The organism is Gilliamella sp. B3367 (genome assembly GCF_026536825.1).
GTDB classification, from domain to species: Bacteria; Pseudomonadota; Gammaproteobacteria; order Enterobacterales; family Orbaceae; genus Gilliamella; species Gilliamella apicola_E.
Window position 1 is genome coordinate 177,383 of record NZ_JAFNNJ010000003.1, and the last position, 19,315, is coordinate 196,697.

Sequence of the window (19,315 nt, forward strand, 5' to 3'; positions counted from 1 at the left end):
TAATATGAACAAAGTAATGAATAGTATTGAAGATGCATTAAAAGATATTCAAGATGGTTCCGTTATCATGGTTGGTGGATTTATGGCTAATGGCACACCAGAAAAACTTGTTGATTATTTATGTGCTAAAGATGTTAGAAATTTAACACTAATTTGTAATGATACTGGGTTACCAACAAAAGGTGTTGGAAAAATGGTCATGAAGAAACAATTTAAGAAAATCATCGCTTCTCATGTTGGTTTAAACAAAGAAACAGGACGTCAAATGAGTGCCGGTGAGACAATTGTTGAACTTGTTCCGCAAGGTACCTTGGTTGAGCGGATTCGCTGTGCTGGTTATGGCTTAGGTGGTTTTTTGACACCGACTGGGCTTGGCACGTTGGTAGAAGAAGGAAAAACAAAAATTAAAGTTGATAACAAAGATTATTTACTTGAGTTACCATTGAAAGCAGATGTTGCATTACTTTTTGCATCAAAAGCAGATAAATCAGGTAACTTAATTTATAAAGGTTCAATGAATAATTTTAATAATATTATGGCATCTGCCGCGGATATTACTGTAGTTGAAGTTGAAGAGCTAGTCGAAGTTGGTGAATTAGATCCGCATCATATTATGACACCAAGTGTGTTTGTTGATTATATTATTGATGGGAGAAATTGCTAATGATGGATAAAGAGCAAATCCAGAACTATATCGCTAAGAGAGTTGCACTTGAGTTTAAAGATGGCAATGTAGTAAATTTAGGTATTGGATTACCAACTAGAGTTGCCAATTTTTTACCAGATAATGTACATATTATTTTGCAATCAGAAAATGGTTTTATTGGGCTTGGCCCAACGCCTGATGAAAATCAAATTGATGACTCGATAGTCAATGCAGGCGGACAACCTGTCACTATTTTACCTGGAGGGTGTTTTTTTGATAGTGCTACCTCGTTTGGTATTATACGTGGTGGTCATGTTGATGTATCTGTTCTTGGGGCATTACAAGTTGATCAGAAAGGCAATATAGCTAACTATATGATCCCAGGTAAAATGGTGCCTGGTATGGGCGGAGCAATGGATCTTGTTACTGGTGCTAAAAAAGTTATTGTCGCGATGGAACATACCTCGAAAGGTGCGGTTAAAATCCTAAGAGAGTGTTCTCTACCATTAACTGCTGTTAATGCTGTTGATATGATCATTACTGAGATGGGCGTTATAGAAGTGACCGAGCAAGGACTTGTTTTAACTGAAATAAATCCTATATACTCTTTAGATGAGATTTTGGCTTCTACAGAAGCGGATTTAACAGTAAACATTTAGTATCATTTCTATATTTATAGCGAGAATGTCATCATTTGCCATGACATTTTCGTTATGTCTAATGCCATCTTAAAAATGGCACCTACTGACACACCTATATATTTTAGATAAATTTTAGTAGAATGAAAAAATAATATCTAAATAAGAGTTAGTCATGAAAAATCAATCAGAAATAACCACAGCTGATAAGCTATTAAATGCTGCAGAGCAGTTGTTTGCGGAATATAGCTACAATGAGGTTTCGATTAGAGATATCACCTCGTTAGCAGGTGTAAAATTGGCGCTTGTTCATTATCATTTTGGCTCAAAAGAAGAGCTATATCGTGCAATTATACGTCGGAGAATTGGTAAATTAAGTCAAGATCGCCTTTTCTTATTAAACCACTTCCATAAAAAAAATGCAGGTAAACCCATTAACTTAGAATCAATAGTTGAAGCTTTTTTGGCGCCTTATCTTTTTAATACTTTGTATGGTGGGGCTGGTTGGCGTGAATATGCCATTATCGTTGCAAGGTTACTCTCTTCTGGTTCAGAACTTTCTTTATCTATACTGCAACAGGAATTTGATCCTAGTGCTAATTATTTTTTAGATGCTATGCGTAGTAACAGTCCTAATGCAAGTGAAAAGCAAATTCAATGGGGATTTGATTTTTTAGTCGGTTCTATGTGTAATATTTTTGCCGAAGTAGATAGAATTAATTTTTTATCAGGTGGAATGTGCTCTATTAACAAACCTGATGAAAGTTGTCAGTACCTATTTAATTATATTTCCATTGGATTAAAAGGTGTACTATCAACTGAACCTCACAGCTTTTCTCCATCCTTTAACCTCTTAAAAAATCGGAAATAACTCAAATTATTCAGACAAACAATTTATTGAACGTTCGTTCAATAAATTGTGATTAAGATCTCATATTTATAAGTTGATAATTGATTGATCGTTCAATTAATAATATTGTCAGATTGATGAAATTCAACTAATAAAAGGAGAAATGAATGAAAATAGTTGATTTGAGTGTTTGTGTTGAACACAACACGCCATGCGATCCACCATCAATGCCAACAGAAATTGATTATTGGGATCACACAAAAGGATCTGAACATATTAAAACTTTCTTTCCTGAAGCGACTAATGATGACTTACCAAATGGTCTAGGATGGTCAATTGAGTATGTCAAATTAACAACACATAGTGGCACTCATCTTGATGCACCTTGGCATTACCATCCAACAATGAATAATGGGGAAGTCGCCACAACAATTGACAATATGCCACTGGAATGGTGTTTTTCTGATGGTGTGGTACTCGATTTTTCAAATAAACCTGATGGATATCTAGTCACCGCAGACGATATTAAGGATGAATTAAATCGCATTAATTATCAATTAAAGCCGTTAGATATAGTCTTAGTTTGTTCTGGTGCCCAAAAATATTGGGGAAGTAAAGAGTATTTAATTAAAGGTTGTGGAATGGGTAAAGAGGCAACTCTGTACCTTTTAAATCAAGGTATCAAAGTTGTTGGAACTGACGCATGGAGTTGGGATAGACCACTTTCTTTAGTTGCAAAGGAGTTTAAAGAAACCAGAGACTCATCAATTATTTGGGAAGGACATTTTGCTGGGATTGAGAAAGAGTATTATCACCTGGAAAAACTGACTAACTTGGATAAGTTACCGCCCACGGGTTTTAAAGTTGCCTGTTTTCCGATCAAAGTTCATAAAGCGAGCGCAGGTTGGACTCGTACAGTTGCAATTTTTCCTTAATTAGCAGGTGATAAAATGAAAAATCAAATTATTAATAAATGGCATGTGCTCACGGGCGGTTTTTTTAGCTACATGTTTGATGCGATGGATATTACTTTATTAGCTGTTTCTCTTCCGTTCATCATGAAAGATCTTGATATGAGTATGGCGCAAGGAGGTTTATTAGGTACAGCAACACTTGTCGGGGTTGGGATTAGTAGCGTTGTAGTTGGTTGGTATTCTGATAACTATGGCCGACGCAAGGCTTTGTTATGGAGCTTGGTACTGTTTGGTATTTTGACTGCAGCTATTTCACTGAGTCCTAATTGGTATGTAGTGCTAATCTTACGTTTTCTTGCTGGCCTAGGATTAGGTGGAGTATGGGGTATTATTGCTGCTTATATCGCTGAAACCTGGCCCGTTAGACAAAGAGGGCGGGCAGCCGCTTTTGTACTGAGTTCATTCCCAGCTGGAGCTGGTATATCTGCCTTTTTAGCCACTATAGTAATTCCTGTTTATGGTTGGAGAGGACTATTTATTGCTGGAGCTGGTTCAATTCTCGCAGCCTTATACATCTATTTTTTTGTTCCTGAATCTGAAACATGGAAACAACAGAAAGTTGCACGTCAACAACAAGGTGAGCCTGTTAATGTTTCTGTAAAAGAAATATTTTCACCAGAACTGGTTAAAATCACTTTTTTTGCAACTTTATCAGCAACTTTTGCACTTGTTGCTTATTGGGGATCGACAACTTGGATTCCAACATTTTTAATGAAAGAAAGGGGATTAGATATGGAAACCATGTCATTATTTTTCCTCATTTTAAATATCGGTATGTTTGTTGGTTATAATTTATTTGGGTATTTAGCCGATATGATCGGTCGCAAAAATGCCATTATATTATCCTTTTTAGGAACAACGATTACATTACCCATCTATGTCATGACAGAAAATACTTCTGCCCTATTATGGCTTGGTCCTGTATACGCATTTTTTATCTCATTTGCTGGTTTATTTGGCTCATATTTTGGCGAGCTATATCCAACAAGAGTTAGAACGCTAGGTGCTGGATTTTGTTTTAATGTTGGTCGAGGATTATCTGCTTTTTCTCCTGTAGTTTTGGGTATGGTGTCAGCAAAATTTGGTTTAGCTATTGGCATTGGTATTTGCTCAATATTCTTTTTTCTTGCTGCAGTCATGATGTTATTTTTACCAAGTACACATAATAAAGATAAAGGATAAAAAGGAGTTTATCATGAAAAATAAAACGATTATTACTGTTGCAACTACGGGTGCATTCCCGACTAAAAAGCATAATCCTGCGATACCTATGACACCAGAGGAGATCGCTAATGATGTCTATGATTGTTGGCTGGCGGGTGCGTCAATTGCTCATTTGCATATGCGTGATGGCAACGAACAAGGTACTATGGATAAAGCCCGGTTCAAAAAAACTGTAGAATTGATTCGTGCAAAATGCGATATTGTATTAAATCTGACTACTTCTGGCGATCTCAACGCTACCGATGAAACTCGAATGGCACATCTTATTGAGTTGAAACCAGAAATGGCTTCATATGACTGTGGAACAATGAATTGGGGACACTCAACATTATTTGTTAACCATCCCCAATTTCTTGAAAAACTTGGTAAAGTGATGTTAGAAAATCATGTCAAACCAGAGATAGAAATTTTTGATGCAGGCATGATTTATAATTCAGAGTACTATCTAAAGAAAGGTGTATTGCAAGCACCAACTCATTACCAATTTGTTCTTGGGGCACCGGGAGGATCGACAGCAACTGTTGAAAATTTAGTGTATTTAAAGAGTCAATTGCCTGTAGGTTCAACTTGGTCTGCATTAGGGATAGGACAAGGTCACATACCAATTATGCTTACGGCTATTGCTATGGGTGGGCATATTCGGGTTGGGTTAGAGGATAATATCTACTATGCAAAAGATAGATTAGCTAAATCTAATAGAGAATTGGTGGAAAGGGCAGTTCGTCTTGTAAAAGAGGCTAATAAAGAAGTAGCAACGCCCGATGATGCACGCAAAATTTTAGGTCTTATTTAATTTGCCTTGAAAGATATAATACCCTATCACCAGATTTAGTGATGGGGTATTAATACTCATCTATGCTGAAAGAGCCTTGCTAATTTTTTCGTAAAGATCTTTAGATAAATTATTCAACTTCAATAAACTTTCTAAAGCGGCTGTCATTTTTTTCTGACGGTCTTTATTATAATGTTTTAGACGGATAAGTGGATCAATGAGTCGTGATGCTACTTGTGGATTTTTTTGGTTTAACTCTGTTAATATTTCTACTAAGAAATGATAACCACTACCGTCTTCTGCATGGAAAGCGACAGGATTATTATTTACAAAAGCACCAATTAGGCTTCTTATTCTATTTGGATTATTTAGTGAAAAAGATCGATGATTGAGCAGTTTTTTTACTGTTGATAATACATTTTGCTCAGGGCTTGTTGCATTCAAGGCTAACCATTTATCCATAACTAAACCATCTTGATGCCATTTGTTATCAAAATCGACAAGTAAAGTATGACGGCAATCAAGCTGTGCTTTTACCGCTGCGGTAAGTGCAGCTAATGAATCTGTCATATTATTCGCTTGTTCATATTGTTTTTTGACTAAGGCATCTACTTGTGGTTTATCATTAGCATATGCCAATAATGACAAACAGCAGTTTTTCAGCATACGTTTGCCGATATCTGAATGTTCAATATGATATTGAGCTGTTTGATTATGATGATAGACCGCTGTTAACTCATCATAAAGTTCATTAGCAAACACACCTAATAAGAATTGGCGTGCTTGATAAATCGCAATCGGATCAATAATATCAAACAGATTTGCTAATTCATTCTCTGAAGGTAATGTTAATATTTGTGCAATAAGTGCAGGCTCAACAGAGTCTGATAATAGTATTCCTCTAAAAGCATCCAAAACAAGTTCAGAGAAAGTCATAGGTAGATTATGTTGATAATTACTGACATTTAAACGCACATATTTTGCTAATAGCATTTGCGCAGCATCGTAACGACTAAAAGCATTACTAGCATGTTGCATTAAGAATATAAGATCACCATCTTGGTAATCGTAATTGAGTTTTACCGGTGCTGAGAAATCACGCAATAAAGATATGATTGGTTTTTCACTAATATTATCAAATACAAATTGTTGTTTTGCTTGTGTTACATTTAATACATGATGTATAGATTTGTTTTGATATTGCAATCTAATCACTTCGCCATCATGTTGATAAAGTTCAATATCTAATGGAATATGTAATGCTTGTTTTTGGCTTTGATCTTGCGTTGCTGGCGTATGTTGCTCAACAGTTAGGGTATATTGATGATTTTGAGGATCGTAACTGTCAGTTACTGTTAAAATTGGGGTGCCCGATTGGCTGTACCATAATTTGAATTGTGTTAAGTCAATGCCTGATGCATCTTGCATAGCAGCAACAAAATCATCACAGGTTGCAGCACTTCCATCATGTCGTTTGAAATAGAGTTTCATCCCTGCTTGAAAGTTTTTTTCACCTAATAATGTATGCATCATACGTATAACTTCTGCACCTTTTTCATATACGGTAACAGTATAGAAATTATTCATTTCAATTACTTGTTCAGGGCGAATAGGATGAGACATAGGACTGGCATCTTCAGCAAATTGTACGGTTCGTAGTAGTTTGACATCACTGATACGTTTTACCGATCTAAGTCCTTGGTCAGAAGTAAATTCTTGATCTCTAAATACAGTTAATCCTTCTTTTAAACTAAGTTGGAACCAGTCTCGACAAGTAACGCGATTACCAGTCCAGTTATGAAAATATTCGTGACCAATTACGGATTCAATTCCAATGTAATCGTCATCTGTCGCGGTTTCAGGTTTAGCTAAGACATATTTAGAATTGAAAATATTTAGTCCTTTATTTTCCATTGCGCCCATATTGAAGAAATCAACAGCCACAATCATGAAAATATCTAAGTCATATTCTAAATCGAAACGATTTTCATCCCAGCGCATGGCATTTTTTAAACTAGTCATAGCCCATTGAGAACGCTCTAAATTCCCTTTATCTACATAAATTTCTAGATCAATTTTTCGATTAGAACGGGTTATAAAGTGATCTTTTAATATATCAAAATCACCAGCTACTAATGCGAATAAATAGGCTGGTTTAGGAAATGGATCTTGCCATTGAACCCAATGTCTACCGTCGGCTAGTCCGCCTTGTGAAATGCGGTTTCCATTAGATAATAGAAATGGATATTGTTTTTTATTGGCAGTAATTCGAGTTGAAAAACGAGCTAATACATCTGGTCTATCAAGGTAGTAAGTGATATGGCGGAAACCTTCCGCTTCACATTGTGTACAAAGTGCATCACCTGAAACATATAGTCCTTCAAGTGCGGTATTATCAATTGGTTTGATTTCGTTGACAATGGTTAAAGTAAATTCAGATGGAACATTTTTAATGATTAATCCGGTTTTTGTGATTTGATAATCACTCCAAGGCTGCTCATCAATATTTATTGAAACTAATTTAAGTTCTTCACCGTCTAAAATTAAATCGTTAGCTTGAGGATTTTTATTAATAACATGACTATGAGCGATAACTGTAGTTGTTTCTGCAGCTAAATCAAAATCGAGGTCAATATCAGTAATCGTGAAGTCGGGTGTTTTATAGTCATGACGAAATTTAGCAATTGGTTGGATATCAGTTGTACTCATTTTTCTTTGCCTTCTAAAGTGATGCGCTGATCATGTATTTGAATTCATCAAAATAGGTCTTAATTACTTTCACTTTCATTTATTAATCAGATAAAAGTAAGTGAATTATCAATATTAATCATTTTGGAATAGATATGGATTAATTTATCAAAATATCTTTATTGGCTATTATAGCGTATTAAAAATAATCTTATTAGATAATTAATCTATATCTTAATTATTATTCTGCTATAATCTCCAGAATTTTCTTGAAAGAACTGATAATAGATAGACATGTTACCCGCAATAATTACATCAATATTAGATACTGATGCTTATAAATTGCATATGCAGCAAGCTGTTTTTCATCATTATCCTGATGTGACTGTGAATGCACAGTTCCGGTGTCGTAGTGATGATTTACTTGGTCAGTATGCTGATCAAATTGCTCATCAAGTTAAATTAATGGAGTCTCTAGCTCTTACTGAAGATGAGTTCGCTTATTTGTCGCATATTTCTTTTTTTAAACCAGATTATTTAAATTGGCTAAAAAATTGGCATTTTAATAGTCAATTGTTAACGATTATAAATGAAGATGGTCAGCTAGTTATTCAAATTGAAGGTAAATGGGTTGATGTGATTTTGTGGGAAGTACCATTGCTTGCAGTAATTAGTGAGATTGTTCATAAAGATCGTTCTCCTAATATTGGTGTTGATCAAGCACTGGTAAGACTTAAAGATAAATTAGCAATATTTGATACTAATGATATCGATATATCTGGTTTTAATTTGATGGATTTTGGCACACGAAGACGTTACTCTTTTGCAGTACAAGAAGCCGTTGTTAGTTATTTGCAAAACCATTTTACCAATTTTAATAGTACTAGTAATTATTTATTGGCATATCGTTTAGGATTGACACCGGTTGGTACTCAAGCACATGAATGGTTTCAAGCTCATCAGCGTTTAAGTACCAATTTACAAGACTGCCAGAAAACGGCACTACAAGTTTGGTTAGATGAGTATCCACATGATTTGGGTGTTGCATTAACTGATTGTATTACGATGGATGCATTTTTACGGGATTTTGATTATTATTTAGCCTCTCATTATCAAGGATTACGCCATGATTCAGGCGATCCGATAGAGTGGGGCGAAAAAGCGATTCGTCATTATCAGCAATTAGGAATTGATCCTAAAACAAAATTACTGGTTTTTTCTGATAGCCTAAACTTTGATAAAGCGCTTAAAATCTATCAATACTTCAATAACAGAGTAAAATTATCTTTTGGTATAGGCGGTTTTTTAGCTTGTGACATTCCGTCTACAGAGTTTAATACCAAATCCTTGAATATTGTGTTAAAACTCACTGAATGTAATAATCAACCTGTAGCTAAATTATCAGATAGTCCTGGTAAAACGATTTCGAAAGATTTGGCCTTTATTGACGAATTGAAAAGAACGTTCAAAGTCAATCATTAATAATAAAAGTAGATTATTAATGCTAAAAATTAAATAAGTAATATATCATTAACCGGTATTATTAATCATAAAGAAAATTTTTTATGGTTAGTCATTTTAAATTTATATTGCTTTTAATAATATTAACTATATAGATAATAAAATAGAGATGGATAATTAAAATGAATTCAGTTGCTCCTATTGTTGACGTGTTACAAGGCAAAATTGCTGTTGGTAGCACTATTTCTGTTCAAGGCTGGGTACGAACGCGCCGTGATTCGAAAGCCGGTATTTCATTTCTGGCTGTTTATGATGGCTCATGCTTTGATCCTATTCAAGCTGTTATAGAAAAAGAACTACCAAATTATGAACAGGATATTTTACGTTTAACTGCTGGCTGTTCAGTAAAAGTAACAGGAAAAGTAGTTGAATCTCCTGGTCAAGGTCAAAAATATGAGTTGCAAGCAACGAATGTTGAAGTTTATGGTTTTGTTGATGATCCTGAAACTTATCCTATGGCCGCTAAACGTCACTCAATTGAATATCTTCGTGAGGTTGCCCATTTACGAGCTAGAACCAATATTGTTGGAGCAATCACTCGTGTACGACATACATTAGCCCAAGCTATTCACCAATTTTTTGATGAACGTGGATTCTTCTGGTTATCAACACCAATTATTACCGCATCAGATACAGAAGGTGCGGGAGAAATGTTTCGAGTTTCAACTCTTGATATGTTAAATCTACCTAAAACAGATAATGGTAAAATTGACTTTGATAAAGATTTTTTTGGTAAAGAAGCCTTTTTGACTGTTTCGGGTCAACTCAATGCAGAAACTTATGCTTGTGCACTTTCTAAAGTTTATACTTTTGGTCCAACATTTAGGGCTGAAAATTCAAATACTACTCGCCATTTAGCCGAATTTTGGATGATGGAGCCGGAAGTTGCTTTTGCCGATCTTAACGATAATGCAAAACTCGCCGAAGATATGTTGAAATATGTTTTCAAGACGGTACTAGAGAAACGCGCTGATGATATGCAGTTTTTTGCTCAGCATATTGATAAAGAAGCAATCAATCGTTTAGAAAACTTTATTAATGCTGATTTTGCTCAAGTTGATTACACCGATGCCATTTCTATTTTACAAAACTGTGATGCAAAATTTGAAAATCCTGTCAGTTGGGGAATTGATTTAGCCTCAGAACATGAACGGTATTTGGCTGAACAACATTTCAAAGCGCCTGTTGTTGTTAAAAATTATCCTAAGGATATCAAAGCATTCTATATGCGTATGAATGATGATGGTAAAACTGTTGCAGCAATGGATGTATTAGCGCCAGGAATCGGCGAGATCATTGGTGGTTCGCAACGTGAAGAACGCTTAGATATGTTAGATAAACGTATGGATGAGTTAGGTCTTAAAAAAGAAGACTACTGGTGGTATCGTGATTTGCGTCGTTATGGAACTGTACCACATTCAGGTTTTGGACTTGGTTTTGAACGATTGATTGTGTATGTCACTGGTGTACAAAATGTTCGTGATGTGATCCCATTCCCAAGAACACCGCGTAATGCAAATTTCTAAAATTTGCTCAAATTTTCAACTGACTTTTTGTCAGTTGATATAAAAATTAATATAAATAAAATACAAAAATCGTATAAAAATTAATCAAACGGATGCAATTTTAAGCTTAGACACGAAGTTTTAGGAAAAGTTCACTTGATTTTAATAAATTTTTATACATAATTTACAGTACTGTGAAAATTGAGATAAAAATAATAGTTATAAACATTAGTTAAAAACATTATTTTTGGATGAATAATCATTGTAACAAAATTGACACAACCCAAAAGACGTGTCTTTTAAGAAAAATAACCATGAGGGTAAGAAATGAAACGTAATCTATTAGCAATCGCTATCCCTGCTCTTTTAGTAGCAGCAGGTGCAAATGCTTCTATCGAAGTATGGAATAAAGATGGTAACAAAGTAGACTTTTACGGACGAGTAAAAGCTGCTAACAACATCACTGACCGTGGACAAGCAGGTGAAGGTGATGATACTTCAGCTCGTTTAGGTATGTCTGGTCAAACACAAATCACTGACGGCATCACTGGTTACGGTCGTTGGGAATATGAAGCTAAAGCAGGTAAAGATTCTCATAACGAAGTTCGTTATGCATTCGCTGGTTTAAACTTTGGTGATTTTGGTTCATTCGATTATGGTCGTAATGACGGTGTGTTAAAAGCAATCACTGCATATACTGACGTATTACCACAATTTGGTGGTGACGCAGCAAACAACGAATGGAACGTGCTATCAGCTCGTACTAAAGCTGTTGCAACTTACCGTAACAACAATTTATTCGGTTTAACTGACGATATCAGCTTTGCATTACAATATGCAGATAATGGTGATAATTCATTAACCTATGATGGTAAAAAGTCTAATGTAGTACTTGATGGAGGTGATTTCGACGGATTTAAAGGTGATAGCCGTGAAGCATATGGTGCTAATGTTCAATGGCGTATCTTTGACACAGGTTTAACTGTTGGTGCTGGTTATGCACAAACTGCAGGTAAATCTAAATATTATGAAGGCGGTGAGGTTAAAAGAGCTAGAACTTGGAGCACAGGTATCAAATATGATAACTATAACCTATATTTAGCAGCAAACTATTTCCAAACTAAATTCAATACTTGGAATGAGAGAGTTGCTGGCGGTGATCGTTATGATGATCCTAAAATCAAAGGTGTTGAGTTAGTTGCTCAATATGGTATTGATTTAGAAGTAGGTCGTTTAACTCCATCTTTAGCTTATGTTCAACATAAACTTAGCAATATTGAAGATGCGTATTATGATGATAACCATAAAGAAGGTCGTAATTTAGCTAAATATGTTTCAGTTGGTATGACATATGACCTTAATAAGAACTTCAGTGCTATCGTTGAATATAAATTCAATCTTCTTAAAAAATACGATCAAGGAGCTGAAGATAATACAGTTCGTGAAAGCAATGGTCGTCATAAATACAAACCAGGTACTAAAGACGTGTTAGGTGTTGGTTTAATTTACCAATTCTAATCTCTTAATATCCTTAAATATCTCAAAAAGGCACTTAGGTGCCTTTTTTTTCGTCTATTAAATATCAAACCATACAAAAAAACATTTTATGCTTAAAAAAAATTAATTTTAAGTCATAAAATAGTCCTAATTCGCAGAATTACATGTGATAAACATTGTTAATCTACAGTGTTTCAATAAAAATCTAGTATTCAATAGTAGATATCCCAGTAATAATTTAGTTGCTATTTGAAAGCAACTATTTATTAAACCAAGAACAAATATTTTTGTATCTTTTTTAAATAATAAAATACCTAAGAGGGTAATTAAATGAAACGTAATCTATTAGCAATTGCTATTCCTGCACTATTAATTGCCGGAACAGCTAGCGCTTCTATTGAAGTGTGGAACAAAGATGGCAATAAAGTTGACTTTTATGGTCGAGTCTATGCTTTAAATTATCTTACTGATCGAAATAATCAAACTGGTGAAGGTGACAAAACGACAGCTCGTTTAGGTATGTCTGGTGAAACGCAAATTTCAGATAGTTTGAGTGGCTATGGTCGTTGGGAATATGAAGCAAAAACTGGATCAGATGCTGATAACGAAACTCGTTATGCATATGCTGGTTTAAATTTCGGTGATTTTGGTTCATTTGACTACGGTCGTAACGACGGCGTATTAAAAACTTTAACTTCTTATACTGACGTTCTACCTGAATTTGGTGGTGATGCTTCAAATAATGATATTTACGCATTAACGGCTAGAACAAAAGCTGTAGCGACTTACCGTAATTCAAACTTTTTTGGATTAGTTAACGGTTTACGTTTTGCAGTACAGTATGCAGATAACGGAGATAATAGTTCAACTCAATATCTAAATAAGCATGATCGTACTGACCATGATAGTGCAGAAGCATGGGGTTCTGTAATTGATTGGGATGTGCTTGATAGTGGTTTATCTATTGGTGCAGGTTATGCGCAAACTGGTGGACATAAAGATGCTAAAGCATGGTCAGCAGGTGCTAAATATAATAACGACAATCTTTATTTAGCTGCACTTTATATTCAAGGTAAACAAAAATATGGTTGGGAAAAAGCGTCAAGTACAAGTAATACTGATGATTTGAAAACCAAAGGTTTTGAATTAGTTGCACAATATGGTATTGACTTTGAAGTTGGCCGTTTAACACCTTCTGTTGCATATATTCAACATAAAGTACAAGATGCTTCAAGCTTCTCAAGAAGTGGTGATGCAGGCCTTAAAGGTAATGATTTAGTTAAATATGTTGATGTTGGCTTAACTTACGATTTCAATAAAAATTTATCAGCCATTGTTGATTATAAAATCAACTTGTTAGATAAGAATGATATTGGCGCACGTCGTGCTTTATATGAAGACGGTACATTTAGTAAATCTCAAATTAAAGCAACAGCTAAGGATACTGTTGCATTAGGATTAATTTATCAATTCTAATTATTTTATCTTTTGATTTGATAAAGGCACTTCGGTGCCTTTTTTCTTGTCTTTCTGGATCAAATACTGCTTGCACTTTAATAGATAGTTTGTTAAAAAATACAAAAAATAATAAGGAATTAGGATTATTTGATGCTTTATATTACTCGAAAGCTACCTGCAAAGAAAAGCATTGCATTGGTTGCACATGATCATTTGAAAGAAGCATTATTAAATTGGTGCAAAACAAATCGAGAAGAACTCTCTCATCATAATTTATGTGGGACAGGTACAACAGGTACATTAATTAAGAAAGAAACCGGATTAAATATTACGCCAATGCTTAGTGGTCCAATGGGGGGCGATCAGCAAATCGGCGCTTTAATCGCAGAAGGTAAAATTGATATTCTTATCTTTTTCTGGGATCCTCTAAATGCCGTTCCACATGATCCAGATGTAAAAGCACTGTTACGCTTATCAACGGTTTGGAACATTCCTGTTGCAACTAATCAAGCAACAGCTAACGCATTAATACAGTCCTCAATATTTACTCAAGAAGTGGAGATAGAGATCCCTGATTATCAAGGCTATTTAAATGAAAGAGTAAAATAGATGCCAATTCCTTCACAAGTTCGCAAAACAGGTAGATACATATTATTATTTGATAATCTGTTTATTGTATTGGGATTTTATGTCGTATTTCCGCTCGTTTCTACGCACTTTGTTAGCCAAGTAGGTTGGAGTGCACTATTTGTTGGTTTTGCTTTAGGATTTCGTCAATTTGTTCAACAAGGATTTGGCTTAATTGGTGGTGCTATAGCTGATCGATTTGGTGCAAAACCTATGATCATAACAGGTATGTTTTTGCGGTCGATTGGCTTTATTTCAATGGCTTTAGCAACTGAACACTGGTTATTACTCGTATCTTGCTTATTGTCTGCATTGGGTGGACTGTTATTTGATCCACCTCGAATGGGATTAACCATAAAATTTACTAGACCTCACGAACGAGGCAAATTTATATCTTTATTAATGATACAAGATAATGCAGGTGCAGTTATTGGTGCTCTTATTGGTGGTATCTTAATAGATTATGATTTCCAATTAGTTTGTTGGTGCGGCGCTTTTATCTTTTTCTTATGTGGCATTTTTAATCTGTTTTTTTTACCCTCTTATCATATTGCAATTGGTAAAGCTTCAATTATTAATGGTATGAAAATGGTTTTGAAAGATAAAAAGTTTACTCATTATGTGCTTACTTTAACTGGTTATTATGTGCTTGGGGTACAAGTCATGTTGATGCTACCTCTAACTATTACCAATATTTCAGGAAGTTCAAGCTATGTGAAATGGATGTACGTGATTGAAGCAACTATCTCACTAACTCTGCTTTATCCTATTGCTCGGTTTAGTGAAAAATATTTTAGATTAGATCAACGCCTTAAATTTGGATTACTTTTGATGTCGTTTGCCTTTATAATAATCGGATTTACATCCCAATTATCTATTTTGCTATCCTTGATTGCGCTTTTTTACCTTGGTGCAATTATTGCAGAGCCGGCTAGAGAAACTTTAGCAACCGTGTTAACTAATCCAAAAGCCAAAGGTAGTTATATGGGATTTAGTCGATTAGGGCTTGCTTTAGGTGGGTTTGTTGGTTATACCGGTGCCGGTTGGCTTTATGAAATTGCAATCAAGATGGGCTTTCCGCATTTGCCGTGGATTATTTTAACTTTAGTTGGTTTATTAACGTTAGGTTATTTACAATATTTATTTAAGGATGAACCACCTTTTAATTTAGTCAAGATGAAAAAAATTGATTAATTTCACCATATTTAAATAAAATTGCTTCACCAGTGTTTAATTTATGCCAAGTTTCATTTGAGGTTAACGGCATAGTTGAAATAATAGTGACAATATCATTTGGTGTAGTATGCTTTTGAAAATCGATTTCAACATCTTCATCAATTAATTTTGCTTTACCAAATGGCGCTTTTCGGGTGATCCAATGAAGATTAGTTGAGCAATAGGCAAATACATATTCACCATCTGAAAGTAACATATTAAAAATACCAAGTTCGGTTAATTTAATCGCACACTCTCGAATATAATCAAAAAGTTCAATATTATCGGTAGGTTGTTTGGGATATTTTTTATGTAACTGATTAATTAAGTAACAAAAAGCATATTCACTGTCGGTTAATCCAACTGGTTGAAAAATTCCCATATGCAGCTTTTCGTAATCAGTTAATTGCCCATTGTGGGCAAAAGTCCAATTTTTTCCCCATAATTCGCGAGTAAAAGGATGGGTATTTTCTAGGGCCACCCCTCCTCGATTAGCTTGACGAATATGAGCAATTACTGCCGTTGATTTTATTGGGTATTGTTGAACTAATTTAGCTATAGGTGAAAAACTACAAGGTTCAGGATCTTTGAATGTACGACACCCTTTACCTTCATAAAATGTTATTCCCCAGCCATCTTTATGTGGACCTTTATCACCACCACGTTTGATTAAACTGGTAAAACTAAAACAGATATCAGTCGGCACATTGGCACTCATACCCAATAATTCGCACATATTAAGCCATCTCTTTTTCAATGAGTAAAATCAAAATATGAATCACTTTTATATGGATTTCTTGCACTCTATCAGCATAACCAAAATGAGGTACACGAATGTCTACATCAGCCAAACCATTCATTTTTCCACCATCTTTACCTGTAAGAGTGATAATTTTCATACCTTTTTGTTTTGCTGCTTCAATCGCTTTAATGACATTAGTTGAGTTTCCTGAAGTTGAAATACCTAGTAGTACATCACCTTTTTGACCAACACCTTCTACATAGCGAGAAAAAATAGAATCGAAACCATAATCATTACCAACACAGGATATATGACTTACATCTGAAATTGCAATGGCAGGATAGGATGGTCGATTATCGCGAAAACGGCCAGTTAACTCTTCAGCAAAATGCATAGCGTCACAATGAGAACCTCCATTACCACATGAAAGTACTTTACCACCTTGTTTAAATGAGTTTGCGATTAAAATGGCCGCCTGTTGGATTTGTTTAAGATTTTCATCATTTGAAATGAAATTGGCTAAAACTTCAATTGCTTGATTTAGCTCATCTCGAATAGTGTTAATGTACATCAATTTTACCTCTTTTGTAGAAAGCTTTTTTCTTACCATTGTAATTCGTTAATAACAGCTTGCAAGTAATAAAAATGAAATTTCTTATAGTAAGAAAAAACTTTGATGCAATTATTAAAAATTTATAAATCTTTGTTGAAGGAATGATAATTTATAAATGTAAAAATTACACTTTATAGACAGTAAATTTACAAACATTAACTTTCAAATAATCATACTTACTTATGCTTGTTATAAACATGTTAATTCCCCATTTTTGCTAATAGGATAACCCTTTAATCTGTGCTATAATTGGCTAATAAATTTTTCACTAAAAGTGATTATAAAATTGCATCTAGAATCTATCGATAAGGAATAAATATGCAAATAGTTAAAGGTAAAGTTGCTGCACCAAAAGCTAAAGTAGCCATTATCGTGGCACGTTTTAACCAATTTATTAACGAAAGTTTAGTTAATGGAGCTGTAGATGCATTAACTCGTATTGGTCAAGTTGAAGATAAAAACATTTCAGTTATTTGGGTACCAGGCGCTTACGAAATTCCTTTAGCAGCAAAAGTTGCTGCACAATCAAAAAAATATGATGCCATTGTAGCATTAGGTACGGTAATTCGTGGCAGTACGGCTCATTTTGATTTCGTTGCAGGAGAATCAAGTTCAGGTTTATTGAATGCTAGTTTAGAGTATTCAATGCCAGTTGGTTTTGGAATTTTAACCACCGAAAGTATTGAGCAGGCGATCGAACGAGCTGGAACTAAAGCGGGTAATAAAGGTGCTGAAGCAGCATTAACCGCACTTGAAATGTTAAATGTTATCAAAACAATTAAGGGGTAATTTAGTGGCGTTAGTTAATCCTCGTCGTCGAGCAAGAGAGTGTGCCGTTCAAGCCATTTACTCTTGGCAAATTTCTAAAAATGATCTTGCTGATGTTGAGAGCAGTTTTATAGCTGAACAAGATATGAAAGGTGTTGATAGTAAATATTTTAGAGAATTACTTCATGGTGTTGCCAAAAACACAGCAGAATTAGATGAAAAAATGGCACCTTACCTAACAGAAAGAACTGTTGATGAGTTAGGACAAATTGAATTAGCGGTACTACGAATTGCAACTTATGAATTAATGAAAAGACATGATGTCCCTTATAAAGTAGTTATCAATGAAGCAATTGATCTGGCGAAAACTTTTGGCGCAGAAGAAAGCCACAAATTTATAAATGGTGTATTGGATAAAGTTGCTCCAACTATTCGTACACGATAACTGTCTTAAATTGGGAATCTTATGAACGACACGATCGAAAAAAGCAGGCCTTCAATTTTTTATGCCAAAAATAGTCAATCAAGTGTGAAATCTGTAAAAAACAAAGGCAATGATCATCGAAGTAAGCGTAAAAATGATAGTCTTCAGTCTAATTCAAAAGCAAAACATGATCGAATTGAAACATTTAAAGTAAAATCATCAAATAAAACTATAAAGTCATCTAAAGTAAACTTAAATTTATCAGATGAACATGATTCTCCCTGGCAAAAAAAAGTTAAAGATAACGATCAAACTCCAACATTTGGTTACGATGAGTATCGACAAAAAAAAGAAGAGACTTTAGTTTATAGTGAAAACAGTTGTAGAGCTGTATTTAAGCATCGACGCTCTGCTATAGTGAAATTATTTATTACTCAAGAAATGACTTACCAGTTTAAAGATTTAATTAATTGGTTAGTCAAACAACGATTAGGTTATGACGTTGTATCAACAGAACAAATTACTAAAATAACTCAAAACCTACATCATGGTGGAGTCTGTTTAATTGTTAAAAAACGGATACCGCTCTCTTTACTTGATTATTTACATGAACATGATGATAAAGTTCGTGATTGTATTCTTGCGATTGATGATGTTAATAACCCTCATAATTTAGGTGGATTAGTTCGTAGCGCTGCTTTTTTTGGGGTTAATGGTATCATTTTGCGTCAAACTAATTTGCTTGATAGTGGATCAGCAATGCGAGTCGCTGAAGGTGGTATTGAAGCGATTGAACCAATTAAAAGTGATGATTTTATTGTATCCATAGATATATTAAAAAAGAATGGTTATCAAATAATTGCCTTATTACCATGTCAGTCAAAATCCATTAAATCAACCGAATTATCACAACTTGCATTTAAAAAGAAAGTTGTATTAATTATATTTCAACAAATTAATACAAAGTTAATTAATTGTGCTGATAATGTTGTGCATTTGAGTGGTAATGATAATATGTCGGCATTAAATATTTCTGTTGCAGCAGGGATTGTTTTATCTACTATTAAATATCAATCTTAATTGATATTGCTCTAGTTATTTTTGAATATTTTGATGAAGTTAACACTTTTATCTTCTCATTATATTAAATAGC

18 protein-coding genes are annotated in these 19,315 nt (G+C 34.4%); 15 read left to right on the forward strand and 3 right to left on the reverse strand.

Going from position 1 to position 19,315, the window contains the following annotated elements:
• The first annotated feature begins 4 nt into the window (after positions 1–4).
• From J3U23_RS06725 to J3U23_RS06750, 6 genes are all read left to right on the forward strand, one after another.
• Complete coding sequence (locus tag J3U23_RS06725; protein ID WP_065734675.1) at positions 5–664, forward strand: CoA transferase subunit A; 660 nt, start codon at positions 5–7, stop codon at positions 662–664.
• 2 nt (positions 665–666) lie between these two features.
• On the forward strand, positions 667–1,305 hold the full coding sequence (locus J3U23_RS06730) for a 3-oxoacid CoA-transferase subunit B (RefSeq protein ID WP_267338905.1): 639 nt from the start codon (positions 667–669) through the stop codon (positions 1,303–1,305).
• Positions 1,306–1,459: 154 nt separating this feature from the next.
• Entirely contained in the window at positions 1,460–2,155 is a 696-nt protein-coding gene (locus J3U23_RS06735; RefSeq protein WP_065734674.1) for a TetR/AcrR family transcriptional regulator, read from the forward strand.
• A gap of 146 nt (positions 2,156–2,301) precedes the next feature.
• Positions 2,302–3,069: a cyclase family protein gene (locus J3U23_RS06740; RefSeq protein ID WP_065734673.1), complete on the forward strand. Its 768-nt coding sequence runs from the start codon at positions 2,302–2,304 to the stop codon at positions 3,067–3,069.
• 15 nt (positions 3,070–3,084) lie between these two features.
• Complete coding sequence (locus J3U23_RS06745) at positions 3,085–4,290, forward strand: MFS transporter (protein ID WP_065734672.1); 1,206 nt, start codon at positions 3,085–3,087, stop codon at positions 4,288–4,290.
• A 13-nt stretch (positions 4,291–4,303) separates the two neighbouring features.
• A complete protein-coding gene (locus J3U23_RS06750) occupies positions 4,304–5,125 on the forward strand; it encodes a 3-keto-5-aminohexanoate cleavage protein (RefSeq protein ID WP_267338847.1) in 822 nt (273 codons plus the stop codon).
• A gap of 60 nt (positions 5,126–5,185) precedes the next feature.
• Here the strand turns inward: J3U23_RS06750 and pepN are convergent, their stop codons facing one another.
• A complete protein-coding gene (pepN, locus tag J3U23_RS06755) occupies positions 5,186–7,813 on the reverse strand; it encodes an aminopeptidase N (protein WP_267338848.1) in 2,628 nt (875 codons plus the stop codon).
• Positions 7,814–8,086: 273 nt separating this feature from the next.
• On the opposite strand from pepN, the gene pncB reads away from it, so the two are divergent.
• From pncB to mdtH, 6 genes are all read left to right on the forward strand, one after another.
• Positions 8,087–9,274, forward strand: coding sequence for a nicotinate phosphoribosyltransferase (gene pncB / locus J3U23_RS06760; protein ID WP_267338849.1), 1,188 nt, complete (start codon positions 8,087–8,089; stop codon positions 9,272–9,274).
• A 161-nt stretch (positions 9,275–9,435) separates the two neighbouring features.
• Entirely contained in the window at positions 9,436–10,839 is a 1,404-nt protein-coding gene (gene asnS, locus J3U23_RS06765; RefSeq protein ID WP_220225709.1) for an asparagine--tRNA ligase, read from the forward strand.
• Positions 10,840–11,145: 306 nt separating this feature from the next.
• Positions 11,146–12,336, forward strand: coding sequence for a porin (locus J3U23_RS06770; protein ID WP_267338850.1), 1,191 nt, complete (start codon positions 11,146–11,148; stop codon positions 12,334–12,336).
• A gap of 309 nt (positions 12,337–12,645) precedes the next feature.
• Positions 12,646–13,791, forward strand: a complete 1,146-nt coding sequence (locus J3U23_RS06775) for a porin (protein WP_065734667.1) — start codon at positions 12,646–12,648, stop codon at positions 13,789–13,791.
• A gap of 132 nt (positions 13,792–13,923) precedes the next feature.
• Complete coding sequence (locus J3U23_RS06780; protein WP_065734666.1) at positions 13,924–14,382, forward strand: methylglyoxal synthase; 459 nt, start codon at positions 13,924–13,926, stop codon at positions 14,380–14,382.
• Positions 14,383–15,594 carry a multidrug efflux MFS transporter MdtH gene (mdtH, locus tag J3U23_RS06785; protein WP_065734665.1) on the forward strand — a complete coding sequence of 404 codons (1,212 nt, stop codon included), beginning with the start codon at positions 14,383–14,385 and terminating at the stop codon, positions 15,592–15,594.
• Here the strand turns inward: mdtH and J3U23_RS06790 are convergent.
• Both J3U23_RS06790 and lpcA read right to left on the reverse strand, forming a co-directional pair.
• A complete protein-coding gene (locus J3U23_RS06790; RefSeq protein WP_267338851.1) occupies positions 15,572–16,351 on the reverse strand; it encodes a class II glutamine amidotransferase in 780 nt (259 codons plus the stop codon). The two genes, mdtH and J3U23_RS06790, sit on opposite strands and share 23 nt — an antisense overlap.
• Position 16,352: 1 nt before the next feature.
• Positions 16,353–16,928 (reverse strand): D-sedoheptulose 7-phosphate isomerase, encoded by a 576-nt coding sequence (lpcA, locus tag J3U23_RS06795; RefSeq protein WP_220225713.1) that lies wholly within the window; start codon positions 16,926–16,928, stop codon positions 16,353–16,355.
• Between the two features lie 360 nt (positions 16,929–17,288).
• On the opposite strand from lpcA, the gene ribE reads away from it, so the two are divergent.
• The 3 genes from ribE to J3U23_RS06810 are packed head-to-tail and all read left to right on the forward strand — an operon-like array spanning position 17,289 to position 19,242.
• On the forward strand, positions 17,289–17,759 hold the full coding sequence (gene ribE, locus J3U23_RS06800) for a 6,7-dimethyl-8-ribityllumazine synthase (RefSeq protein ID WP_416380106.1): 471 nt from the start codon (positions 17,289–17,291) through the stop codon (positions 17,757–17,759).
• 4 nt (positions 17,760–17,763) lie between these two features.
• Positions 17,764–18,183, forward strand: coding sequence for a transcription antitermination factor NusB (gene nusB / locus J3U23_RS06805; RefSeq protein WP_218058472.1), 420 nt, complete (start codon positions 17,764–17,766; stop codon positions 18,181–18,183).
• A 21-nt stretch (positions 18,184–18,204) separates the two neighbouring features.
• Complete coding sequence (locus J3U23_RS06810; RefSeq protein WP_267338852.1) at positions 18,205–19,242, forward strand: TrmH family RNA methyltransferase; 1,038 nt, start codon at positions 18,205–18,207, stop codon at positions 19,240–19,242.
• Positions 19,243–19,315: the final 73 nt, after the last annotated feature.